Source organism: Flavobacterium sp. (assembly GCF_040379285.1).
GTDB lineage: Bacteria > Bacteroidota > Bacteroidia > Flavobacteriales > Flavobacteriaceae > Flavobacterium.
The window spans coordinates 21682-47108 of record NZ_JBEILJ010000001.1; the positions used below are offsets into that span (position 1 = coordinate 21682).

The 25427-nt window shown below is 40.4% G+C and carries 21 protein-coding genes and 1 pseudogene; 4 read left to right on the plus strand and 18 right to left on the minus strand.

All coding sequences use genetic code 11. The features are described from left to right. Window positions 1-7: 7 nt before the first annotated feature. From rfbB to recR, 7 genes are all read right to left on the minus strand, one after another. Entirely contained in the window at window positions 8-1054 is a 1047-nt protein-coding gene (gene rfbB / locus ABWO12_RS00085) for a dTDP-glucose 4,6-dehydratase (protein WP_353086137.1), read from the minus strand. A gap of 3 nt (window positions 1055-1057) precedes the next feature. Beyond that, window positions 1058-2335, minus strand: coding sequence for a nucleotide sugar dehydrogenase (locus ABWO12_RS00090; protein WP_353086139.1), 1278 nt, complete (start codon window positions 2333-2335; stop codon window positions 1058-1060). Window positions 2336-2345: 10 nt separating this feature from the next. Next, window positions 2346-3737, minus strand: coding sequence for a nucleotide sugar dehydrogenase (locus ABWO12_RS00095; RefSeq protein WP_353086141.1), 1392 nt, complete (start codon window positions 3735-3737; stop codon window positions 2346-2348). 6 nt (window positions 3738-3743) lie between these two features. Continuing rightward, on the minus strand, window positions 3744-4712 hold the full coding sequence (locus ABWO12_RS00100; protein ID WP_353086142.1) for an NAD-dependent epimerase/dehydratase family protein: 969 nt from the start codon (window positions 4710-4712) through the stop codon (window positions 3744-3746). A gap of 12 nt (window positions 4713-4724) precedes the next feature. Then, window positions 4725-7190, minus strand: a complete 2466-nt coding sequence (locus ABWO12_RS00105; protein WP_353086144.1) for a polysaccharide biosynthesis tyrosine autokinase — start codon at window positions 7188-7190, stop codon at window positions 4725-4727. Window positions 7191-7200: 10 nt separating this feature from the next. Beyond that, window positions 7201-7992 (minus strand): polysaccharide biosynthesis/export family protein, encoded by a 792-nt coding sequence (locus ABWO12_RS00110; RefSeq protein ID WP_353086146.1) that lies wholly within the window; start codon window positions 7990-7992, stop codon window positions 7201-7203. Between the two features lie 71 nt (window positions 7993-8063). Next, window positions 8064-8681, minus strand: coding sequence for a recombination mediator RecR (gene recR, locus ABWO12_RS00115; protein WP_353086148.1), 618 nt, complete (start codon window positions 8679-8681; stop codon window positions 8064-8066). Between the two features lie 69 nt (window positions 8682-8750). Here recR and ABWO12_RS00120 point away from each other — a divergent pair, with 69 nt between their 5' ends. After that, window positions 8751-10277, plus strand: coding sequence for a sodium:solute symporter (locus ABWO12_RS00120; protein WP_353086149.1), 1527 nt, complete (start codon window positions 8751-8753; stop codon window positions 10275-10277). Here ABWO12_RS00120 and ABWO12_RS00125 read toward each other — a convergent pair. Continuing rightward, window positions 10274-10630: a CoA-binding protein gene (locus ABWO12_RS00125; RefSeq protein ID WP_353086151.1), complete on the minus strand. Its 357-nt coding sequence runs from the start codon at window positions 10628-10630 to the stop codon at window positions 10274-10276. The genes ABWO12_RS00120 and ABWO12_RS00125 overlap by 4 nt on opposite strands. A gap of 62 nt (window positions 10631-10692) precedes the next feature. Between ABWO12_RS00125 and ABWO12_RS00130 the strand changes: the two genes are divergently transcribed. Together ABWO12_RS00130 and ABWO12_RS00135 are read left to right on the plus strand one after the other, a co-directional pair. Continuing rightward, window positions 10693-11313, plus strand: coding sequence for a MarC family NAAT transporter (locus ABWO12_RS00130; protein ID WP_353086153.1), 621 nt, complete (start codon window positions 10693-10695; stop codon window positions 11311-11313). A 101-nt stretch (window positions 11314-11414) separates the two neighbouring features. Then, window positions 11415-11945 (plus strand): chromophore lyase CpcT/CpeT, encoded by a 531-nt coding sequence (locus ABWO12_RS00135; protein WP_353086155.1) that lies wholly within the window; start codon window positions 11415-11417, stop codon window positions 11943-11945. Between the two features lie 57 nt (window positions 11946-12002). Here the strand turns inward: ABWO12_RS00135 and ctlX are convergent, their stop codons facing one another. The 8 genes and pseudogenes from ctlX to eno all read right to left on the minus strand — a co-directional run bounded on the left by ctlX (window position 12003) and on the right by eno (window position 22339). Beyond that, window positions 12003-12938: a citrulline utilization hydrolase CtlX gene (ctlX, locus tag ABWO12_RS00140; protein WP_353086156.1), complete on the minus strand. Its 936-nt coding sequence runs from the start codon at window positions 12936-12938 to the stop codon at window positions 12003-12005. Between the two features lie 129 nt (window positions 12939-13067). Then, on the minus strand, window positions 13068-13982 hold the full coding sequence (locus ABWO12_RS00145) for a dimethylarginine dimethylaminohydrolase family protein (RefSeq protein ID WP_353086158.1): 915 nt from the start codon (window positions 13980-13982) through the stop codon (window positions 13068-13070). A 78-nt stretch (window positions 13983-14060) separates the two neighbouring features. After that, window positions 14061-14225: pseudogene (locus ABWO12_RS00150) on the minus strand (T9SS type A sorting domain-containing protein); the annotation flags it as partial. Between the two features lie 81 nt (window positions 14226-14306). Beyond that, window positions 14307-15590: a citrate synthase gene (locus ABWO12_RS00155; RefSeq protein ID WP_353086160.1), complete on the minus strand. Its 1284-nt coding sequence runs from the start codon at window positions 15588-15590 to the stop codon at window positions 14307-14309. A 193-nt stretch (window positions 15591-15783) separates the two neighbouring features. Next, window positions 15784-18171, minus strand: a complete 2388-nt coding sequence (locus ABWO12_RS00160; RefSeq protein ID WP_353086161.1) for a DUF7619 domain-containing protein — start codon at window positions 18169-18171, stop codon at window positions 15784-15786. An 11-nt stretch (window positions 18172-18182) separates the two neighbouring features. Beyond that, window positions 18183-18950: a LytR/AlgR family response regulator transcription factor gene (locus tag ABWO12_RS00165; RefSeq protein ID WP_353086163.1), complete on the minus strand. Its 768-nt coding sequence runs from the start codon at window positions 18948-18950 to the stop codon at window positions 18183-18185. A 1-nt stretch (window position 18951) separates the two neighbouring features. Next, the gene (locus ABWO12_RS00170) at window positions 18952-20901 is read right to left on the minus strand and encodes a tetratricopeptide repeat-containing sensor histidine kinase (RefSeq protein ID WP_353086165.1); all 1950 of its coding nucleotides are present in this window, start codon (window positions 20899-20901) and stop codon (window positions 18952-18954) included. A 145-nt stretch (window positions 20902-21046) separates the two neighbouring features. Further along, window positions 21047-22339, minus strand: a complete 1293-nt coding sequence (eno, locus tag ABWO12_RS00175; protein ID WP_353086167.1) for a phosphopyruvate hydratase — start codon at window positions 22337-22339, stop codon at window positions 21047-21049. 291 nt (window positions 22340-22630) lie between these two features. On the opposite strand from eno, the gene ABWO12_RS00180 reads away from it, so the two are divergent. Then, on the plus strand, window positions 22631-23662 hold the full coding sequence (locus ABWO12_RS00180) for a hypothetical protein (RefSeq protein ID WP_353086169.1): 1032 nt from the start codon (window positions 22631-22633) through the stop codon (window positions 23660-23662). Here the strand turns inward: ABWO12_RS00180 and carA are convergent. Together carA and rplQ are read right to left on the minus strand one after the other, a co-directional pair. Continuing rightward, a complete protein-coding gene (carA, locus tag ABWO12_RS00185; protein WP_353086170.1) occupies window positions 23659-24777 on the minus strand; it encodes a glutamine-hydrolyzing carbamoyl-phosphate synthase small subunit in 1119 nt (372 codons plus the stop codon). The two genes, ABWO12_RS00180 and carA, sit on opposite strands and share 4 nt — an antisense overlap. A gap of 132 nt (window positions 24778-24909) precedes the next feature. Next, window positions 24910-25419: a 50S ribosomal protein L17 gene (rplQ, locus tag ABWO12_RS00190; protein WP_353086172.1), complete on the minus strand. Its 510-nt coding sequence runs from the start codon at window positions 25417-25419 to the stop codon at window positions 24910-24912. Between the last annotated feature and the right edge of the window lie 8 nt (window positions 25420-25427).

Below are 25427 nucleotides of genomic sequence, written 5' to 3' on the forward strand. Positions count from 1 at the left end.
GTTTGAATTATTGATATTGTTTTTCGTAATATTCGCGGTAGGCGCCTGAGGTAACATTCTGCAACCATTGGGCGTTTTGCAAATACCAATCGACGGTTTGCTCCAAGCCTTCTTCAAATGTAACAGAAGGTGACCACCCTAATTCGCGGTTAATTTTTCGAGCATCAATGGCATAACGCAAATCATGTCCTGGACGGTCTTTCACAAAGGTAATAAGCCCCTCAGAAGTCCCAACTTCACGTCCTAATTTACGGTCCATTATTTGACACAACAAACGCACTAAGTCGATATTCTGCCATTCATTAAACCCACCGATATTATAGGTTTCATGATTTTTCCCTTCATGGAAAACCAAATCAATGGCAATCGCATGATCGATGACATACAACCAATCGCGGGTATATTTTCCATCGCCATAAATGGGCAGGGGTTTTTCTTGAATAATATTATGGATGCACAGTGGAATCAATTTCTCGGGAAAATGATTGGGACCGTAATTGTTGGAACAATTGGTTAACACATAAGGCAATCCATAGGTTTCTCCATAAGCGCGCACAAAATGATCGGAACTGGCTTTGGAAGCGGAATAAGGCGAATTCGGATCGTATGGGGTTTCTTCAGTAAATAATCCCGTAGCGCCCAAAGTTCCATAGACTTCATCGGTAGAGATATGGTAAAATCGTTTGCCTTCAAACTGCCCTTGCCAAGCGGTTTTGGCCGCATTCAACAAATTCATGGTTCCTAATACATTCGTACGTACAAAAGCCAATGGATCGGTAATCGAGCGATCGACATGTGACTCAGCAGCCAAATGAATTACACCATCAAAAGCATGCGTTTTAAAGAGTGAATCAATAAAATGCGCATCAGTGATGTCGCCTTTGACAAAGGTATAATTGAGAAGTTTTTCTACATCGGCGATATTCTCTAAGTTCCCTGCATAGGTGAGGGCATCTAAATTAACAATATGATAATTAGGGTAGCGGGTCACCATGCGACGAACCACATGTGAACCAATAAACCCAGCGCCTCCAGTAATTAATATTTTTTTCATTCGTTATAATTTTCCGTCCACCGTATAGGGGAGAACGCCTTTAACATCATAAACAATTGACTTAGGATTTCGTAATCCTGCTAAATCCAGTTCTAAAAACTCACGGTGTGCTACACCCAACACCACCGCATCAAAGGTAGTTTGGGGTAGTGTATTGGTTGTCGCCAAGCCATACTCATGCTTTACTTCCTCGGGATTGGCCCAAGGGTCATAAATGGTCACTTGGATTCCGTAATCGGTTAAGGCATTGACCACATCCACGATCTTCGTATTGCGCACATCAGGACAGTTTTCTTTAAACGTAATTCCCAAGAGTAAAAGCGACGAATGATCGACCGAAATCCCTTTTTTAATCATCAATTTAATGATACGCGATGCAACATATTCCCCCATGCTATCATTCAAACGACGACCCGCTAAAATGATTTCCGGATGATACCCAGTCTCTTGTGCTTTTTGCGCCAAATAGTAAGGATCAACTCCGATACAATGTCCACCAACTAACCCCGGTTTAAAGGGCAAAAAGTTCCATTTTGTTCCCGCAGCAGCCAAAACCGCATGCGTATCGATGTCGAGCAAATTAAAAATCTTAGCCAACTCATTGACAAAAGCAATATTGATATCGCGCTGTGCATTCTCAATCACTTTGGCTGCCTCAGCCACTTTGATACAAGGCGCTAAATGGGTACCTGCTGTGATGACAGAGCGGTACAAAGCATCCACTTTTTGTCCAATTTCGGGCGTTGAACCTGAAGTGATTTTTAAGATTTTTTCAACGGTATGTTCCTTATCACCTGGATTAATACGTTCTGGAGAGTAGCCCGCATAGAAATCTACATTAAATTTCAAACCACTAACCCGCTCCAAAACGGGCACGCATTCTTCTTCTGTTAATCCAGGATATACGGTCGATTCGTAGACTACGATATCCCCTTTTTTCAGTACTTTACCGACCGTTTCACTCGACTTATACAAGGGAGTTAAATCGGGACGGTTGTTTTTATCGACAGGGGTTGGAACCGTAACAATGTAGTAATTACAATCGCGAATGGCCTCCAAATCGTAAGCACACAACAACCCGTGGGCTTCAGTATGCTTCGAAACTAATACCTGCTGAAGCAAGTCGGAGGACACCTCTAACGTACTATCGTGTCCCGTATTCAATTCGGAAACCCGTTGCTGATTAATATCAAACCCTACAACGGGATACTTTGTGGCAAACAAACGTGCCAAAGGCAATCCGACATACCCCAATCCGATAACTGCTATTTTTATATCCATAGTATGTGTATCACGAACCTATTCCTTGGTAATGGAAACCGATCGCGCGCATCGCTTCGGCATCTAATATATTTCGCCCGTCAAAAATGAAGGCGGGTTTTAACATAGAATCATAAATTTTTTGCCAATCATAGGCTTTAAATTCATCCCATTCGGTCATAATCGCAATCGCGTGCGCTTTATGACATGCTGAATAAGGATCAGCAAATGAAGTAACTAATGTTGCATTGGAAGTCGCATCACGTGTATCCAAATAATTCAAATCCGAGAGCACTTGAGGGTATTCTACTTTGGGATCATATACCGCTATTTGTGCTTGTTCTTGCATCAAAGTATCCGCTACATAAATGGCAGCTGACTCTCGCGTATCGTTGGTATCTTTTTTAAAAGCCCATCCCAAAAAGGCAATCTTTTTTCCAGAAATGGTATTGTATAACGTACTTACGATATTGCGTGCAAAACGATTTTTCTGATGGTCATTCAATTGAATTACTTGCTCCCAATAATCGGCGACTTCTTGCAATCCATAGGATTTGGCAATGTAGACTAAATTCAAAATATCTTTTTGAAAACACGAGCCTCCAAAACCAACCGAGGCTTTCAAAAACTTCGATCCAATTCGGCTGTCCATTCCGATAGCACAGGCTACTTCGTTGACATTGGCCCCAGTTTTCTCACACAATTCTGAAATAGCATTAATAGACGAAACGCGCTGAGCTAAGAAGGCATTTGCGGTCAGTTTTGACAATTCCGACGACCATACGTTAGTGGTTAAAATTCGCTCTTTGGGAACCCAATTGGCATAAATATCGACCAACGCTTGGATGGCTTTCTGACCCGCTTCATCGGTTCCTCCTCCTATCAATACGCGATCGGGAGACAATAAATCCTGAACGGCCGTCCCCTCAGCCAAAAACTCCGGATTGGAAAGAATTTGATACTGAACCCCATTTCCGGTATTGTCCAAAATGCTTTTCAAAGCTTCAGCAGTTCGAACTGGCAAGGTTGATTTTTCTACCACAATTTTATCCGTAGTCGCTACGTGTGCAATTTGTCGGGCACACAATTCGATATGCTTCAAATCGGCGGCCATTCCTTTACCCGTTCCATAGGTTTTAGTAGGCGTATTGACCGAAATAAAGATCATTTGCGCTTCATTAATGGCTTTATCGACTTCGGTAGAGAAAAACAAATTCTTTCCCCGTGATGCTGCAATAATAGAACTTAATCCGGGTTCGTACACAGGAATATTTTCAACATTATCATCGTTCCAACGGGCAATGCGTTCGGCATTTAAATCGACAACCGTCACTTTGATTTGAGGACATTTATTAGCAATGACAGCCATCGTTGGGCCACCTACATAACCTGCACCAATACAACAAATATGAGATATTTTCATTTGTATTTATTTTAAATTATACCAATACCAAGCCAAAGCTTCTTTCAAACCTGACGCAAAGTTATATTGGGGTTTATAGCCTAATAACTCTTGCGCTTTAGCAATACAGGCTTTAGAATGCGGTATATCGCCTACGCGCTGGGGTCCGTATACGATAGGTACTTCAGCAATGGAAGCATCGTAACGAGATAAATATTTTTTAAGTAAATGAACCATTTCATTGAGCGAAATTTGTTCCCCAACCGCGGTGTTATATACGGTATTCAGTGCTTCGGGTTTCGTCGCCGACAATGCCAAGGCATTCATTTGAATTACATTATCAATATAAGTAAAATCACGGGAATAAGTCCCGTCACCATTGATCACCGGGGATTCTTTTTGTATCAATAGCTTTACAAATTTAGGAATTACCGCCGCATAGGCTCCATCAGGATCTTGTCGTCGTCCAAATACATTGAAATAGCGCAACCCGATAGTTTCTAACCCATAGGTAGAGGAAAAAATCGACGCATACAATTCATTGACATATTTGGTTATGGCATAGGGTGACAAGGGTTTTCCAATCACATCTTCCACTTTCGGTAAAGAAGACGAATCGCCGTAGGTCGACGAACTTGCCGCATAAACAAAGCGTTTTACCCCTGCATCGCGAGACGCCACCAACATATTTAAAAAACCAGAGACATTAACTTCATTGGAAGTTATCGGTTCGATGATAGAGCGGGGAACCGAACCCAGAGCAGCTTGATGTAATACAAAAGTAGCCCCTTTGACTGCACGATGACACGTTTCTAAATCCCGAATATCTCCCTCGTGAAATGTGAAGTTTGAGTGCGAAAGAAACGGCTCTATATTGCTTCGATGCCCCGTAGCAAAGTTATCCAAACCCACCACGTGAAAACCTTGCTCCAAAAAGTGAGCGGTTAAGTTGGAACCGATAAATCCGGCCGCACCGGTAATGACAAGGGTTTGCATAGAATTGACAAATTATTTTTTACGCTTAAATAGCTTCTCTTTAATTTTTTCAATCACGTTTTTGGGACGATCATCTTCGTGATAGCCATTGGCATAATTCCCATAGCCATAGCCGTAACCATAGCCATAGCCATACCCTGTACCGTAACGTGCCTTGTTTTCAAAACCATTCAATACAATACTCACATTTGACAATTCATCGCGTTGGACACGAGTATTGATGAGTTGGATCATTTCTTTTTTTGTGAAATTTTGACGTATAATATACAAAGTCACATCGGCAAAAGGTGACAATTCTATGGCATCGGTGACCAATCCCACGGGAGGTGTATCCAAAATCACATAATCGTAACGGTTCTTCAATTCTTCCATGAACTCCCGCATGGTCTCTCCCATAATCAACTCCGAGGGATTAGGCGGTATTGGTCCTGAAGTAATTACATCCAAATAAGGAATCTTGGTTTTTTGAATGATTTCATCTAGTGAATTTTGACCAATCAAATAATTAACGACTCCAATTTTATTTTTTAAATTAAAATCATCAAAAATCTTAGGCTTACGCAAATCCAATCCAACGACAACTGTTTTCTTTTCACTGATTGCAAATACAGTCGCGATATTGATAGAGCAAAATGTCTTCCCTTCGCCAGATACCGAAGATGTCAACATTAAGGTCTTACTTCCCTCCTTTTTCTGCTTTTTATACAAAAATTGGAGCGAAGAACGCAGCGCCCTGAAAGATTCTGAAAGCGCCGATTTGGGCTTTTCAAAAACCGCTAAATTCGAAATTGTGTATTTGACCCCAATCACTCCAATCAACGGAATATTTGTTAACGCATTAATATCTTCAGCATTCTGAATGGAATTATTGATAAAGAAAATCATAAAAACCACCAACAATGGAATCAATAGACCCGCAAAAATGGCAATCACATAGTTTACTCCAGTCCGCGGTCCGATTAATCCAACTCCAATGTCTTTGGCGGGATCGATAAACTCTACATCCGATAAATTGGCTGCTTTTACAATTTGCGCTTCATTACGTTTTTGCAAATAGGCATCGATGACACTATTGCTTAAATTGAACTTACGAGTGATTCGCAAATAATCTTGACTGTCCTCGGGAAGACTTTCTATTTTGTTTTCCGAATCACGAATTTTACGATTCACCTGAGCTACCTCGAACTGAATTGCAGATTTGGCGGCTACAATATTCTCCAACAAAACCCGCTTTACCGCTGAAATCTCATTGTCAATGTTATTGAACATTAAAGCACTTTTAACGGAGTACGTCATCTCCGAACGTCGGACTGATAAATCGATGAGTTGTGCTACATTTTTAATAATATTAGGATCGTCAATACCCGCAACAGAGGGAGCAGGCAACTTGGAGTAATCATTGCTGTTGCGCAAATAATTATTCAATACATTGTAATAGTTTGTTTTGCGGTCAATCCCGTCTTTAATCAAGTCTAAATTCTGAATTTGAGATTGGTAGGTTTCGCCGCGTTTTTCAATCTCTACAACATTACGCCCTTTGCTAAAATCTTTTAAATCATTGTTGGCTGCTTTCAAATTATCCTCCATCAAAGCCAAGGTAGTATCAATGTACTTAATGGTGTTCTCGGCAAACAAGTTTTTACTTTCCAGTTGTTTCTTTTTCAACATTTGAACACTTTCATTCAAGTAATCCACAATGCGTGCTTTGTTGGTTCCTTGAAGCGAAATACGGATAATTGATCCCGCTTTTTCATCAATAACTACACGAACATTTCGATACATACTGACGACATTATCAAACGAATTCATCCGTATGATAAATTTCTGTCCCTGGTAATTTCCAGGCATTCCTTTTATATCCAATGTCCAATTTAGAAAAGGCAATCGCAATGGTTGTCCCACTTTGCAACGTTTACGAAAATCGCCCGAGCGAACAGCTTGCGTATCAATGATATTAGTATTGTAATTAATAACCGGAACCGAATTGGCCTTTACCGAAATATTGATTTCATATTCAGTTAGCGACACAAAATGAATCTCAACAGGAATCCCTAAAAGTTGGTTTTTGGTTTTATCCAACTTCACTTCAAAAGGAGCCGAACCGTAGACGTCTTTTTGATAATATTTATCTTCTTGAAGATAATCAATATAAAATCCTAGTTTGTCAACCACCAGTTCGTTATGGGAACGGGATTTCAAAGTACTCGCAATACGCTGTACCTGGTCGGAAGTACCGCCCCAATTGAAAATCAAATTGGTATTGCTCATAAACAATGGATTCTCTTGTTCCTTCACTGCCAACGTGGCTTCTAGAGCATAGATTTTCTGTTTACGGATATTGATTTGATGCGCCACAAACAAGGCAAAACCCAATCCAAATACAAACCACTTCCAATAACTCCCTGTTTTAATCAGGAAAGCTTTGAAATCGAAGCTATTTTGTTTTTCAAAAAAGGAAAAATCTTTGATATCAAGCATGGAACATCATTTAATTGCGTAATAACAGCGTGAGTGTTAACAACAATGAAGACGCAGTAATCATAATGGTCAAGGTATCGCGACCCGTACCTCCAAATCCCCATGATTTTTGTTTCAATGGTTTGATGTAGATGTAATCGTTGGGTTGCAAATAAAATGCAGGAGAATATACCGCAGCAGCATCGGTCAAATCAATGTTGAACGTCTCCAATCCATGAGGAAACTGACGAATAACTTTCACCTCTTTTCGATCACCCATCAAGGTAATATCACCTGAATTGGCCAAGGCTTCCAACACGTTAACACGATCTTGGTACAACACCTTTGAACCGGGATTATTGACCTCACCATTAACTGTGTAACGAAATCCTGCAAGCTTAACATTTACAAATAATTGCGCTTCCTTTTTGAAATAATCGGCTAACAATTGGGCTTCAATCTTGGTGCGCGTTTCTTCTACGGTGAAACCCAATACATTAACTTCCCCCAAAATTGGAATACGAATATTTCCATGATCATCGACGGTGTAACCATTAAAGTATAGTGTTTCTACCGTTTGAACTGCCTGATTTTGTGGATTAGTATTGAAAATCTCCAGCAAGCGCTCGTCAACTAAAGCTTTGATTTGCACCGAAACTACGTCATTGACTTGCAAACGATAAGGCTTGTTACTTGGGGTAACCAATTGTTCAGAGAGTTTAGTAGTTTTTTTATCTTGAAGATATATTAAGTCCTGCGATGGAACACAAGCGGTGACAAGAAATAACAATACTATGGAAAACGACAGTATTTTGGTTTTCATCTACTTTGTTTTAGCCAACAAAGATAGTTTTTCAATCGTAAAATCAAAAGACTCGATGGGGAAATCTCTAATTATTTTTTTAGGGAATTTTCAAAAGGAATACGGTGTAAAATACTGCGCCCCAGCGTCACTTCATCGGCATATTCCAATTCATCACCTACCGCTATTCCACGGGCGATCGTAGAAGTTTTTACAGCCTTATCTTGAATTTGTTTGTAGATGTAAAAATTGGTGGTATCACCCTCCATCGTAGAACTTAAGGCAAAAATCACTTCATCAACAGTTGTTGTCTTCACTTTTTCAACCAAGGAAGCAATATGCAACTGACTCGGGCCGATCCCGTCGATGGGCGAAATTTTGCCTCCCAACACATGATAAATCCCTTTGAATTGCTGAGTGTTTTCAATCGCCATAACATCACGTACATCTTCTACAACACATATAACGCGGTGATTACGGGCAGGGTTACTGCAAATCGAACAAACCTCAACATCCGAGAGGGTATGGCAACTCGCACAAAACTTCATCTGCTCCCGCATTTGTGTCAAAGCCTCGGTCAAAAAGCGGGTTTGCTCCTGGGGCTGTCGCAACAAATGTAACACCAATCGTAAAGCCGTACGCCTACCAATACCAGGCAATTGCGCCATTTCATTGACCGCTTGCTCCAATAACTTTGATGAAAATTCCATACCACAAAAGTACATAATTTAAAAAAGGCATCAATATTTTTGTATTTTTCGCTTTTTAAATATTACAGCATGAGCCCAACCCTCATTCTCTCCATCATCCTCGTGTATTTTGGATTGTTATTGTTTATCGCCTTTCGCATAGGAAAAAAAAGCAGCGATAACGACACTTTTTTTAAAGCCAATAAAAACTCCAAATGGTACCTCGTGGCCTTCGGTATGATCGGTACAGCACTCTCCGGGGTGACGTTTATTTCCGTACCCGGAGAGGTTGGTCATTTTATTGAAGAAAATGGCATAAAAGATTATGATACTCAATTCAAGTACTTTCAATTTATACTCGGGAATGCGATCGGATTTTTAATTATTGCTACCGTTCTTCTTCCGTTGTATTACCGCATGAATCTTACCTCTATTTATAGCTATATCGAACAGCGTTTGGGGGCGGTCAGTTACAAAACAGCGGCCAGTATTTTTTTAATTAGCCGTACCATCGGATCGGCGTTTCGACTGTATTTGGTGGTTTTGGTATTGCAACGCTATGTGTTTGATGCCTTCCACGTGCCTTTTGCCGCCACTGTTTTGATCTCGTTGGGTTTGATTTTTGCCTACACGTATCGCGGGGGACTCAAAACCATCATCATCACCGATACATTGCAAACTTTTTTCTTGGTCACTTCAGTGTTCCTTACCATCTACTTCATATGCAGCAGCCTCAATTACAGTCCCACCCAAGCCTTTGAAGCGGTAAAAAACAGCAGTTATTCGCAAATCTTTTTTTTTGAAGATTACCAAAAAGGCCATTTCTTTTGGAAACAACTCCTCGGTGGCATCTTTGTCACTATTGCTATGGTGGGTTTGGATCAGGACTTGATGCAGAAAAACCTCAGCTGTACCAACATTGGTGAAGCCCAAAAAAACATGCTCACCTTTACCTGTATTTTTATACTGATTAATATTTTCTTTTTGAGCGTAGGCGCTTTATTGTATTTGTATGCTGAGAAAAATGGGATTGCAGTACCGATTGTTGATGGTGTTGCGCGCACCGATTTATTGTTTCCAGAAATAGCGTTTAATCATTTAACGGTTGTGCCGGCTGTAGTTTTTTTATTGGGCTTAACGGCCGCAACTTTTGCCACAACCGACAGTGCGTTAACCGCATTAACGACTTCTTTTTGTGTTGATTTCTTTCACATGGATAAGGCCGAAAATCAACATTCCCCTGAAAAACAAGTTCGTATTCGACACCAAGTACATCTCGGCTTTTCATTCCTGATGTTTTTGGTGATTGTCCTGTTCAATATACTCAACGACGAATCGGTGGTCAAAATGATTTTTAAAGTGGCCAGTTATACTTACGGACCGCTTTTGGGACTCTATGGCTTTGGGTTATTTATGAAAACGAAAACCGTTAACGATCGATGGGTGCCTTTCGTTTGTGTACTCGCGCCATTAATGTGCTGGGGAATGACAACGTATGCTAAAGATCTTTTTGGCGCGTACCAGTTTGACAACGAACTCATCATTGTCAATGGTTTACTGACGTTTGTAGGCTTACTTTTTATCAGTAAACCTGCTGTAGGACAAACCCGATTCTAGTATTGATGTGTAGCTAGTAAAACCAACGTACAGGCTACTTCGATGTGAATGCCATGCGAAGTCAAAAGGGCATAAAAAGCTGGATTTTCGGTTCCCGGATTGAAAATAACCCGTCGTGGATGTAACCCGATGATATACTCGTAGTAGGCTTGTTGGTGTGTGGGATTCATGTACAACGTAACGGTATCAACACCCTCTATTTCAGGCAACCCTTCTTGAATATGAATACCCTCGACCACAGCTGCTTTACGACCAATAGCGACCACTTCATGCTGGTGTTTTTGCAAACGTACTAACGCTTGGTAACTGTATCGATCGGAGTTGTTGGAGGCTCCCAAAACTAAGGTTTTCATAGGTAACGATTATTTTACCCCACAAAAATACAACGAAACCCCCAATCCCCTACCTTTGCAATATGAACGATTTTATCTTTCTTTTAGCGGCTTTATTTTCGGTGTTAAATCCCATTGGAACCGTGCCTATTTTTGTGGCGCTTACCCAAGATTATACCAAAGCCGAACGCTCAAAAGTTTCCCTTTGGACCGCAATTAATGTGTGTCTAATATTGGTCATCTCTTACTTTATCGGGCAATACGTACTCACTTTTTTTGGTATTACGATTCCCGCATTGCGCATCGCTGGCGGTATCATCATTGCCAGTTCAGGGTTTGGACTCCTGAACGGAAAATTCAGTCGAAATAAAGGTTTGGATAAAAAAGCCGAAGAGGAAGCACAACAACGCGACAACATCGCCCTCACCCCTCTTGCCATGCCCATGTTGGCGGGACCCGGTTCCATTTCCCTTCTTATAGCCTATTATCAAGAACACAACAGTACGCAAGAAATTATTTTCTCAACACTAGCCATTTTTGCGGTAGCAGTACTGATTTTCCTCATTCTTCGAAGTGCACATTATTTGGCCAAATACCTAGGTGCCTCTGGGATTGTAGCGATTTCTCGTATAGTGGGATTCTTAACCATTGCAATTGGTATCCAATACATCATTAATGCCCTAACCAGTATTTTAAAAATCTAGACAATTTACATATGCGATACGTTTTTTTTTCCCTTTGTATTTCCCTATGCTTACTGGGATGCAAATCCGCACAAACGCCAAAGAATACCAATAGTTCAGCAATGAAGGAATTAGTCGCGATCATGCAAGGCCACTATAGCTCTGAAAAACAAGCCAGCCTAGATAAAGACTATTTCAATATCTCCTTGCGAATGACCCCCATATGGAAATCCAAAGGCCATTACCTTTTTGTCGAGCAGGCCCTATTCAATAAACAAGACCAACCCTATCGAGTACGCATTTACAAGTTAACGCAACAAGGCGAGCAATTCATCAGTACGATTTACACGCTCAAAGACGAAAAAAAATGGATTGGCAAATGGGAGACTCCCGAAGCATACGATCAACTCACTGAAGCGGATATCGAACTCAAAGACGGCTGCGAAGTAGTTTTGAAACGCACCCGAAAAAATACGTTCGAAGGCGCTACGGGGGATAAAACCTGTCCCAGTGAACTCCGCGGGGCGCGTTGGGCCAACTCCAAAGTAACGGTTACCCAAAACACCATTATCTCTTGGGACCAAGGATTTGACAAAGACGGTAAACAAGTATGGGGCGCCACCAAAGGCGGATACGAATTTATCAAATTGTAATAAAAAACCCCAAGCACAAAAACGTCCTTGGGATTTTTTTATCGTCAAATAGCACAATTATTTCTTAGGCAAAAATACCTCCGCCATCATGCAACGGGCACTTCCACCCCCGCAGGCTTCAATGGTATCTAAACTCGAATGCAAAATAGTGACATGCTGTTCGATTTGAGCAATTTGCTTTTTGGTTAGCGCATGGTATGCCGACGAACTCATCACCAAATAGCGTTTCCCTTCCGATCCTTTTACTTCCAACATATTCCCAGCAAAATTGTTGACCTGATCTTCGGTAATCAAAATGAGGTCTTTCTCATCGCTACGCAAGGAGTCCAATACCATTTTGCGCTCTTTTTTATCGTCAATACAGTCGGCGCAAATCACCGCAAACGTATCGCCAATACACATCATCACATTGGTGTGGTAGATAAGTTTTCGCTCACCGCCCACCGTTTGAAACGCTTCAAAAATAACCGGCGTGTACTCAAAATCCTCACAAAACTCGATCATCAACTCCTCATCCGCACGTGGCGACAAGGCACAATACGCTTTGCCATTTTGCCGATCGAGCAACAAACTGCCCGTACCTTCCAAAAAAATATTGTCTGCTTCCGCCGACGTGTAATCCATAATGTCATTGACTACAAAACTTTTGTCTTCTAGCAAATCCAAAATATCTTCCCGGCGTTCAGCCCGTCGATTTTCGGCAAACATGGGGTACAACACCACATCGCCCGTTTCGTGAAACGAAATCCAGTTGTTCGGGAAAATACTGTCGGGTGTATTGGGCTCCAACGTATCGTCAACCACGGTAACATCAACTCCCGCAACGCGCAGTTTTTGCACAAAGGCATCAAACTCCTGCTGCGCTTTCGCATTGACTGTTTCGGGCGACAAGCCATCCAAAACCTTTTGATAATAATTGTTGACCGCGGTCTGTTCGTTCATTCGAAACGCCAACGGACGGATCATTAAAATAGCATTCGTCGTTTGATTCATATCTCTAGTCTAAAGGTTTCTCCAATTCATAATTCATAACTCATATCTTTTTGTGCGTGCCCTCCGGGCCGGGCTATCCGCGGTGCACGGCACCTTGCTCCTATCCCTCACGCGGCAGTGCTCCGAACATCAATCCCGAATTAATGGGAGCGTCGAACACCGCAACAACCCTTCTTGCTTGGCAATTTCGGCATAGGGAATCTCTTCTACCGCAAAGCCCTTGCTGCGCAACCAAGTGTTTAATCGAGTGAAATTGCGCTCAGAAACCACAACGTCTTCGGCAATCGAAAACACATTCGAATTCATATGGTACATTTCATCGCGGGTAATGTGGAATAGATTTTCTTTTCCAAACAAATTCAAGAGAAAAACATAATCGGCTTCTTCCCGAAAACCACTCTTGTAAATGATGCCTTTGTCTTTTCCCACCGGTTGAAAACAACAATCCAAATGCAAGGCATTGTCGCGGGCTTCCAATTTGGATTTGACCAAATCAAATTCTTTGACAATCTTATTTGGAAACAAACTTTGGATATAAGCCACCCCTTCCATATTGGTTCGAGCCGTAATGTAATCTTTATAATCCGAGCCTTTGTAGGTGCCAATAAAAATATAGTCGTTCCAAGGCATCACGTCACCGCCTTCGATATGAACTTCCTCAGGGGGACGTTGCACTTTCGCGGGATTGATTTGATCAATAACGTACTGAATCGCATCCAATTCCCGTTCCCGATCGGGAAGAATATTAGCTTTGATAAACGTATCTTCGATGACAAATCCGATGTCTCGCGAAAAAATTTGATTGTAATTCTCGATAATTTCAGGACGAAAAACCTGTACATCGTATTTTTTTAACACGTCATGAAAAGCTTCCATTTCGCGAACCATATCGACTTCTACCGGATAAGTTCCCGCCAAAATGTGTTCGAGCGACTTCGGATCATAAGCTTCTTCGGCCGTCGGCGTGGGTCCGTTACTCACCGCGGTACCCAACACTACTGCACGTAACCGCGAAGTCTCGTTGGTGATATGTAATGGTAGCATAAAGTTTGTTGTTGGCTTTCTACAAATATAAAAAAGCTCCGCCGATTGACGAAGCTTTTCTACTATTGTGTACAAGTTTTAATTTTTCACCAATTTCTCCGCAATTACGATTCCATCGGCAAGTACAATACTCTCCATATAGATGCCATTCGGATAGGCTTGCACATCCAAACGATGGCGTTGGGATGCCGTAATCGTTTGTGCCATCAAACTTTTTCCTTTGATGGTGGTGATTTGAATCTGGGTAAATTCGCCTTCATAACCTTGGAGTAATTAAACAAAATTACCAGCATGGTATTCTACACCAAGAGCCTTTGTATTGTATTATCGCTGATCGACCGGAACAAAGGGGCGCAAAGCATACCCAGTGTAAACTTGGCGTGGTCTTCCGATAGGTTCTTTATTGATACGCATTTCTTTCCATTGGGCAATCCATCCGGGTAAACGTCCAATGGCGAACATAACGGTAAACATTTCCGTAGGTATCCCAAGAGCGCGGTAAATAATGCCCGAATAGAAATCTACATTGGGATATAAATTACGTGATTTGAAATAATCATCTTCCAAGGCTACTTGCTCCAACTGTTTTGCGATATCCAATAGTGGATCATCGACTCCTAGTTTTGCCAATACTTCATCTGCCGCTTTTTTGATAATTTTTGCACGAGGGTCAAAATTTTTGTAAACGCGGTGTCCAAAGCCCATTAATCGGAAAGGATCGTCTTTATCTTTGGCTTTCAAAACATACTTCGCTACATCGCCACCGTCATTATTAATTTGTTCCAACATTTCCAAAACCGCTTGGTTGGCTCCTCCATGTAAAGGACCCCATAAAGCAGAAACTCCTGCAGAAATCGAAGCAAATAAACCAGCATGTGAAGAACCTACGATTCGAACCGTTGAAGTGGAACAGTTTTGCTCGTGGTCGGCATGCAAAATGAATAATTTATCTAAAGCTTCTACGATGACTTTATCGGATTGATAAGGACCCGTAGGCAATTCAAACATTAATCGCATGAAATTCTCTACGTAGCCTTTCGTGTTGTCGTAATAATTCAACGGGAAGCCCATTGATTTACGATAGGTCCACGTGGCAATCACGATAAACTTCGCCATGGTTTTACATACAGCGATATACATTTCCTTGTCATCATGGGGATCAACCGACTTGGGATTGAAAGCCGTTAACGCACTGGTCAAGGAAGCCAAAACGCCCATAGGATGTGCTGTTTTTGGGAACCCATCGATGATGTTTTTCATTTCCTCATTGACCAAAGTATATTTACGAATATCGTCTTCAAATTGATTGAGTTGAGCACGCGTTGGAAGCTCACCGAAAATCAACAAATAGGACACCTCTAAAAAACTTGCCTTTTCGGCCAACTCTTCAATGGCATAACCTCGGTAACGAAGAATTCCTTCTTCCCCATCGAGAAAAGTGATTTTACTCTCACATGAACCTGAATTTTTGTACCCTGGGTCCAACGTAATAGCCCCCGTTAAAGCACGTAACTTTTCAATGTCAATGGCGGCTTCATTTTCGCTTCCGACGATCATGGGAAACTCGTACTTTTTGCCATCAATTTCAAATATCGCTGTTTTTGACATAATATAAAAAGGAAATTAAATCTGATAAATAATAATTTAACAAAATTAGGGAATTAACCACGAACTAAAAAGGAAAAAATCCAACGTTTTCGTTAAATAAATAATAAATTTTGCGAGATTAATATAACTGGACGTAAGACAATAAACCAGCAAACATTCACACCGAAAAACTTGAAAAACAGCAGTAAATGGATTAGTTCTTGATCAGTTTTTTTAAAGCAGTGCCATTTTCTGTTTCCACTTTTATCCAATATACACCCGAAGCTTTTTGTTGAAAATCCAGCGATTCTTGTAATCCTTGGGTATATCGAATTTGCAACAAACGTCCTTGGCTGTCGTATACTTCAATTTTTTGAATCGATGCCGATGCATAAATGTTTAACAAATCGCCTACGGGATTAGGTGCTATCGTTATCCCCACACTATCAAGGTTTTCAGGCAGATTCAAATCTTGATAAACCGTTTGTGTAATGCCTGTATTTAATGGAAGCTTGTAGTCAAAGAAAATATCAGCACGGCTATTCACATCGTCTCCATTGCCCAAAGAATCCTTTGATCGAATTCGCATTAACACATTGCCATGGCCGCCTGTATCAATTTGTAAATTCGGGAAAAAGATATCAATTAATGCATCCTTTTGACGAACCACTGTAGGTGCTGAAGTATCGAGAATTTGCCAAGAATCAACATCAAATTCCGCCCCATTTACTTCTAAACGAACTACCACTTGCGCCGCTTGAGTCGCTCCTGTATTTTCAAAATTAATCATGTAATGCAAATACGAACCAATAGCTGCTGTTGGCAACTGAGGACCTTGTAAACATATTAAAGAGTTGGGTTCAAAAGAGTCAATGACAGGCTGTTCAATGACAAATGTATCATCTACAGGTTGTTGATCAGTATCGTTGGGACTGACCGTCGTTTGAAAAGGTAAGGTGTCGCCTACTAATACAGGAATCGCATCGGTTTCCGTATTTATGGCCAATTGTACATAAACCGTTTGAGTCGCCCAAGGCTGTAACCCCGTGTAACTCCACGTTACAAGTCCTCCCCCACTCTGATTCGGGGTCACTGTGGCATTGAGATAAGTGCAGCGTGTAGCATCATAACTCAAGGAAAATGTTCCATGAGATATTTGATTGCCTTTATTACGAAGGACCACTACTAACGTATTGGTAGTCCCTGGCTGAAATAAATACAGCGGTGCAACAGCCACTTCTACATCGTGATACTCTCCGTTGGGTACCAAACACACATCAACAACTTGCTCTTGCCCATTCACTTGGGAAAAAGTTATTGTTTGTTGGGATTGAATGGCCGTGGTATTGACTGTATTTTCAACCCAAGGAGAAAGTGTGTAACTCACTCCTGTATGAGGAAATAATGCATACGAACCATCGTTAGCACTAAACGTCGCGTAATTGGGTCCTCCTTCAACTTTAAGTTTTAAATAACGAACAGGAAAATCATTTGTATCACATCCATTTTGCCCCGCATCCCATCGAGCCGTACCACGTAGGGTGTTGTAATTCCCCCCCGGTGGTATCGTACAAAAATCGTTGACGGGAACAGTGGAAGCGCCCAAGGCTATCTGAAAGTCATCAAAGGCAGTTGCATCGGCACAAATATATTGTAAACTAGGCAAATTCGACAACGTAAGTTGCTGATAGGTAATCTGTCCATTTTTGACAAAAACAAACTGTAAAGAGGGATTGTTATTACATTCCAAAAATGTAAGCCCTTTTAAATTATTCAGGTTGAGCGAAGATAAATTGGCACAGTTGGAAATGGTAACCGAATTTAAAGTCAACACTAGTGGAAACACAAAGGTAGAAAAGCTGTTTTGACTGAGATCAACACTCAACAAATTGATATTTGATGATAGATTTAAATTTTGCAACCCCATATTTCGAACAATAAGGGTTTTCAAATTCACCAATGCATTGAGATTTGGCGTAAAAGAATTATCTGATAATTTTAAAAACAATAAGGCTGGCGTCGATGATAAATTAAGGGCCGAAAGACTACAACTTTGCAACGATAAAAAGGAAAGATTGGGAGTAAATTCCAAATTAACAGTCCCCAGCGGATTAAAATCAGCTTGGAGGGATTCTAGCAATGCAACGGGTTGTAAATCCAAGATATTCAAATTGTTTTGTGAACAATCTAAATCATTTAAAAAACCTAGTCCATTAAGTGTTAGGGAATTCAGCGCATTGTTGTTTATTTTTAATATTTCAAGTGCTGGCATAACAGCATCAAAATTGGTCAGTTGATTGAACGCTACATTCAATTCACGACAAGCTGTAAAGACATTCAATCCCGTGGCATCCGTAAATGCATTGGGATTGGGTAAACTCGTATTGTTCAGTTTTAAACGCAATACAACTTGGGCTTCACTCACTTGAATTTCACCATCATTGTTGGCATCGACATCGCCATCATAAATGCCATCACCATTAAAATCAGCACAGGAAGTACTTACCAATTTATTCCTCAATACAGCGTCGGGAATCACAACCGTTTGTGCTCCGAGGGTAAGTGTACCTATGCTTAACCAGAAGAATAAAATTTTCTTCATATCCTGCGCAGTTATAATGTTTTGGTTATCAATTCTTGCAAGCGTTCTTTGTTTCGTTGTGAAATGGGTAAATGGGTTTGATCTGCCATAATTACATACCCGCCATTTTTCTTGACATAACACTTCAAGAAGGTCAAATTAATCAAATGCGATTGATGTATTCGAACAAAACCATGATCCCGCAATAATTCTTCAAATTCTTTTAAAGTGCGTGAAACCAAGACTGGCTTGTTGTTTCGTATGTAAAAAGTGGTATAGTTATCTTCACTTTCACAACGAATTATGTCGGTAATTTCAAACAAATGGATGCCATCAGAATTTGTGAGGGCAATGCGTTTAAAATTATTCGTTTGCCGCTTGATATTTTCTAATAATAATTCTACATGCGAGATTCCTGTAGTCTCATTTTGGGATTTTTTCAACTTTTCGACCACCGATTTCAACTCATCCGGATCAACCGGTTTGAGCAGATAATCAAGGGCACTCAACCGAAAAGCTTTTACAGCATATTGCTCGTGGGCTGTTATAAATACTACTTGAGTTCGTAATACTGTATTGTTTTTTGTAAAATATTCAAGCACATCAAATCCCGTCCCGTCATTGAGTTGGATATCTAAAAAAATAACTTGGGGTTGCCACTTTTCAATCGCAGCGACTCCAGAAGCTACATCGTCGGCTTCGGCCACAATCTCTACTTCGGGAGCAACCATAGACAACAAACCGCGCATACCACTGCGAAGGTTTGGATCGTCGTCGATTAAAAGGGCGGTTATTTTCATACTATTGTGCTATAAATTGAATTGGGATACTCAAAATTACTTCGGTACCCGATACCGTCCCTTGCGAGGACAATTCTTTTATTTCAACTCCCGCAGTCTTCCCTGTCGTGGAGGCTATTTTTTCCAATCGCATTCGAATAATTTCGATAGCCATCGATTTATGCACCGATACCGACTGGGCTTTTATTTTTTGTGATGCTGTAATCCCAATTCCGTTATCGGCAATGGTACATCGCAACTGTTCGGCGTCCAAATCAAAGCGGATGGAAATCAACCCTGCTTTTTTCTTCGGTACAATTCCGTGAATCAATGCATTTTCCACAAAAGGCTGGATGAGCAAGGGGGGTATCCCCATGTCATCTTCAATTTCATCCGACTTTTCAATGGTAAACTCAAAGATCGAATTGAAACGCAATTGCTCCAACTCCAAATAATTTTGAAGCGCATCAATTTCTTTATCTACCGAAATTAAGGATTCTTTTGAAAACTCGAGCGTCAAACGCATTAATTTTGAAAATTTAGCCAAATATTTTACAGCAGATTCTTTTCCGTTATTGACGATAAAACTAGAAATCGACCCTAAACAGTTGAATACAAAATGGGGATTCATTTGCAGATGCAAGGCTTTCTGTTCGTATTCGGCCAGCTCTTTTTGGAGTGTCAATGTTTTCTTGATTTGCAAACGATTGTACCACAAAAAACCCAATCCAAATAACAACACGGCAATTAAAACTGAATACACCAATTGCAGGCGATTTCGCTTTGCGGTTTCTTGTATTAGTAAGTCTTTCTTTAACAAAGCTTCTTTTTGCAACAAATTGCGTTTATCAAATTCAAAATTTAGCTCGGCTTCGACGCCTTTCCGGATGGAAGCCGCATTTTGAATACTATCTTTGAGCGAAGTATACAATTTATAATGAAGAAATGCCCCGGTGAGGTCGCCTTCTTTTTCGGCTACTTCACTCAACAATTTCTCGACCAACATTTGTTGCTCCAACACTTCATTTTGACGTGCCAAGGCTAAGGTTTTTTGCGCATAAAAACGGGCTTTATCGGTTTGCCTTTCCGTTTGCCAAAATTGAGCCAGATAAAAGTAGGTATCGCCCAAGCCAAAAGATTCACCAAATGCAGTAAACGTTTGCTCTGCCGATTGCCACGCTTCGATTGCTGCAGCTTTTTGACCTTTCTTTTGGTAGAGCAATCCAAGATTATTATACAATTCCCCCAAACCGCGGGCGTCTTGATTTTTCTCTAAAATAAGTCGGGCTTTTTGGTAATACGAAGAGGCACTTGTATACTGTTTCTGACCTACCAATGCATTGCCAATATTGGTATACGTCACCCCCAAAACAGGATCATTAGTATCTTTCAGCAACTTTTCGGTTTTTGCAAAATAGTTCAGTGCTTTGCCATAAGCTTGTTGCGACTGATAAAGTACACCAATATTATTGTACAAACGCGCACATCGTTCGGGTTCGTTTAACTGCTCATAGATAGTTACCGCTTTTAAATAAAACTCAAGCGCTTTGGTATAATTACTTTGCTCCGAGAAGATAATTCCCAGACTCCCGAGCGCTTTGGCCATACCAATTTTAACGGAGGGTAACGTTTGATTCTCAGTTTCAAAAATAGATTTTGCCTGTTGAAAATAGCGCAGCGCTCTTTTGTATTTGGACTGCAACACATCGGCGTTCCCCAAACTAATTAAGGCATAGCCTTCTTGCACATGATCGCCCAATTGTACTGCTAGCTTTTGAGCTTGCAACGCATAGATTCGCATGGACTCTGGAGCTGCGGGTTTGTAGGCATCGGACAAGGCATTCAATAGACGCAACCGCTCGACAGGATTGTTTTCTTTGCGCAATACTTGTTGCAAACTATCGGCACTCTGGGGTTGTGCACCAACCCAGAAAAAAAGAAATAAAAAACCGACAATAAATCCGTTACGCATGACTTTTTATGTAAGAAATCAAAGATAAACAAATCTTCACATGCACTTCACATCAATGAGCAATTGCGGGGACAAGACGAGAATTTGCATAAAAAAAGCCCCATCAACAATTGTGATAGGGCTCGTTTATGAAATCAAAACTAACTTATCGTTGTTTAAAGGCTTTTTCACCCGGGAAATACGCAGTTTCTGCCAATTCCTCCTCGATGCGTAACAATTGATTGTATTTGGCCATACGATCGGAACGAGAAGCCGAACCCGTTTTGATTTGTCCGCAGTTGAGTGCTACGGCTAAATCGGCAATCGTAGTATCTTCGGTTTCTCCCGAACGATGTGACATTACAGAGGTATAACCTGCATTATGTGCCATGGTTACTGCTGCAATGGTTTCCGATAATGTTCCGATTTGGTTTACCTTCACCAAAATTGAATTGGCAATCCCTTTTTCGATACCGGTAGCTAAACGTTCAACATTGGTTACAAACAAATCATCGCCGACCAATTGAACTTTATCGCCAATTTTCTCGGTCAACATTTTCCATCCGTCCCAATCGTCTTCATACATCCCATCTTCAATAGATATGATAGGATATTTGGAAGCCAAGGAAGCTAAATAATCGGCTTGTTCTTCAGAAGTACGCACTTTTCCGTTGGCGCCTTCAAATTTGGTATAATCGTATTTTCCGTTTACATAAAATTCAGAAGCGGCACAGTCTAAAGCGATTTTGATGTCTTCACCAAACGTATACCCTGCATTTTCAACCGCTAATTTTATCGAATCCAAAGCATCTTCAGTACCTCCAGCTAAGTTAGGAGCAAATCCACCTTCATCACCCACAGCAGTAGAGAGATGACGATCGTGTAATACTTTTTTCAAATGATGGAAAATTTCGGTACCCATTTGCATCGCATGCGTAAATGACTTTGCTTTTACTGGCATAATCATAAACTCTTGGAAAGCAATAGGGGCATCTGAATGCGACCCTCCGTTGATGATATTCATCATCGGAAGAGGTAAGGTGTGTGCAGAAACGCCACCCACATAACGGTACAGAGGCAAGCCCAATTCGTTGGCAGCTGCTTTAGCTACCGCTAGTGAAACCCCTAAAATAGCATTGGCTCCTAAATTAGATTTGTTGGCCGTTCCATCCAAAGCGATCATGGTTTTATCGATACTATTTTGCTCAAAAACAGAAGTCCCAACGAGTTCAGGTGCAATTTTGGTGTTGACATTTTCAACGGCCTTTAAAACGCCTTTTCCTAGGTAATTTTTACCGCCGTCACGTAACTCAACCGCTTCATGTTCGCCAGTTGAAGCACCGCTAGGAACGGCAGCGCGACCTAAAACACCATTTTCGGTTACGACATCCACTTCAATTGTAGGATTTCCACGAGAGTCTAAAATTTGACGCGCATGTACTTTAATGATAATACTCATGCTAATAGGTATTTAATAGTTATGCAATGTTCTTTTTACAAAATTAAAGAATCATGGGAAACCAAAGTTTGAATTCCTCAAAAACTTATAAACTCAATCGATTGCGAATCTGAAAAAAATAGCTCGGATGAGGAAACAGTAGTTTGAGAATATTTTAAAATGTATTTTCTTACATTTTATACATTTAATGCAATTTGTCGTTTTTTTTTTTATTTTTATCGAATAAAAAATTGCACAACTGATTCACAGTTTGTATTTTTATACTGTTTTTTAACTAAAATCAAGTAAAACATGAAAACCCTACGCCTCCTATCGATGTTGCTTCTTTGTTTTTGTTCCTCACTGCTGATGGGACAACATTACCGCAATGCCAAAGCCTACATTAATGATTTTGGAAAAAACGAATTGTTTGTTAAGGAATCCTTGATGGAATATTCAAAATCCATTATTGATTTTACACCGGACTCAAGAATTAGTGCAACGATGGAGCGGATTTACAACAAACTGGAAGATATCAATGAAAATCTTCTGCGGAATGACATTGGAATCGATGGTGATGTGGCTTTACGGGATGCATTTATTCAAATGAACACAAAAACCATTGAGTTGTTAAAAAACAAATCGCTCAAATTAAACGATTACACTGTGCAAAGTGGTTTGGATTATGCCGATATCTTCAAAAATTTTGCCTACAAAGAACACCAAATTGCGAATTATTATAAAGACATCTTAGCGTATGAAACGGCCAAGAAAGCTTTTGGATTAAAGCATCGTGTCCTTATTCGCAGTTTCAATAAACGCAATGTATTTGAATACAATGCGTATCAAAATCTTATTTTTTACAAGATTAACGTATTGGATGACAAATTAATGGCGTTATTAAAATTCCGTTCCGTTGACCAAGTACAAGAAAGCATGACCTTTATGAGTGGGGTGTTGCAAGAGTCGTTGCTCAAAACAGACTTATATAAAAACGATTACGAGGATCAGAGTTTAATAGAAGCAAATGTTGAATTTATTTATTTTATAAAGAGTCAAAACGAAACGATACTTCCCTTATTTCAGCAATATGTGACGGTTTATGAAGATTTTCAAATAATTAAAAAGAATTTTCTTGAAAACAACTCTACTATTAAAGTGGAAGATTACAATGCTGAAGTTCGCCGATTTAACGAAATAAAAAACACTTTTTTTGACACGCTATATGCGATACAAGTCAAAAAAAGTGAGTTAGTAAACCGCTGGTATGTTACAAACAGTCAGTTCTTAAAAAACAATATTGAATTTGAAGATCTTTACGAAAAATTCACCAATAACGATTAAGCGGTAACTGATTTTGTTTGCTGAATCGCTTCTATAAATTGATCAAACAAATAGGAGGCATCGTGTGGCCCTGGACTTGCTTCGGGGTGGTATTGCACGGAAAAACAAGGTTTCGACTTCATTCGCATCCCTGCAACGGTTTGATCATTGAGATGGTAATGAGTTATTTGCAAATCAGGATGGTTTTCTAAGACTTCGCGATCGACTGCAAAACCGTGATTTTGTGAAGTTATCTCCCCTTTCCCTGTCAATATATTCATCACGGGATGATTAATTCCCCGATGTCCATTAAACATTTTATAGGTTGGTACACCATTGGCCAAAGCTAGAATTTGATGACCTAAGCATATCCCAAACACGGGTTTATTGGAGCCAATCATTTGTCGCGCGGTTTCTTGTACTTGTACTAGGGGATCGGGATCACCAGGACCGTTGGACAAAAAGTAACCGTCTGGCTCTATGGACGCTAAAGTTTCAAAAGGGGTATTATATGGAAATACATGGATACAACAATCTCTTTGTGCTAAGTTTCGAAGGATATTGCGTTTTATTCCCAAATCTAAAGCGGCTATATGATAGGTTGCATCCGTATTGCCAAAAGTATATGGTTTTGTTGCAGAAACTTTGGAGGCCAACTCTAGTCCTTTCATATCAGGTACTAAAGCCAATTGGCGTTTGAGTTCGTTGATGGGAGTTCCATCGGAGCAAATTACAGCATTTTGGGCGCCATGGTCACGAATATAACTAACCAAAGCTCGGGTATCAACATCGGAAATAGCGACGACATTTTGTTTTTCAAAATAGGTAAACAAATCACTTTCCGAATCGGGCCGTGAATGGGTGAAACTAAAATTTTTACACACCAAGCCCGATATCATAATTTGATCGGATTCGACTTCCGAAGCATTTACCCCATAATTTCCGATGTGCGCATTGGTTGTCACCATAATTTGTCCGAAATAGGAAGGGTCGGTAAAAACTTCTTGATATCCTGTCATTCCGGTATTGAAGCAAACTTCTCCAAAAGTAGTTCCCGAAATTCCAATGGATTTTCCGTAAAAAAGTGTTCCGTCTGCAAGAAGCAAAAGGGCTTGAGGGCGCGTGGTATATTTCATAGTGTTGTGTTGTTGAGGGCAAAATTAGGATTTCACCTTGGGATGTAAAAATTCTTTTATCAAACTTTTTAAACAAAAAAAAAGGATAAACCCGAAGGTTCATCCTTTATTATAATCAATTAAAAAAATGAATTATTCTGCATTTTCAGCGGTTTCTTCAGTACTTGCTTGAGGAGCTTCAGGAGCAGTTTCGGCAGCAGGAGCAGAAGTTTCAGCTTTTTTAGCTTTACCACCTCGACGGCTTTTTGCTTTTTTCTCCTCTTTTTTACCTCCGTTGTACAATTCGTTGAAGTCTACCAACTCGATCATCGCCATATCAGCGTTATCTCCTAAACGGTTCCCCAATTTGATAATACGAGTATACCCTCCAGGACGATCACCTACTTTGGCAGCTACATCTCGGAACAATTCTGTAACGGCATATTTATTTCTCAAATAGGAGAAAACGATACGACGATTGTGGGTAGAATCTTCTTTTGATTTAGTGATCAAAGGTTCAACGAATACTTTTAGTGCTTTCGCTTTCGCAACAGTCGTGTTTATGCGTTTGTGCTCAATTAAAGAACAAGCCATATTCGCCAACATAGACTTTCTGTGTCCGCTTTGTCTACTTAAGTGATTTACTTTTTTTCCGTGTCTCATTTTAAAAT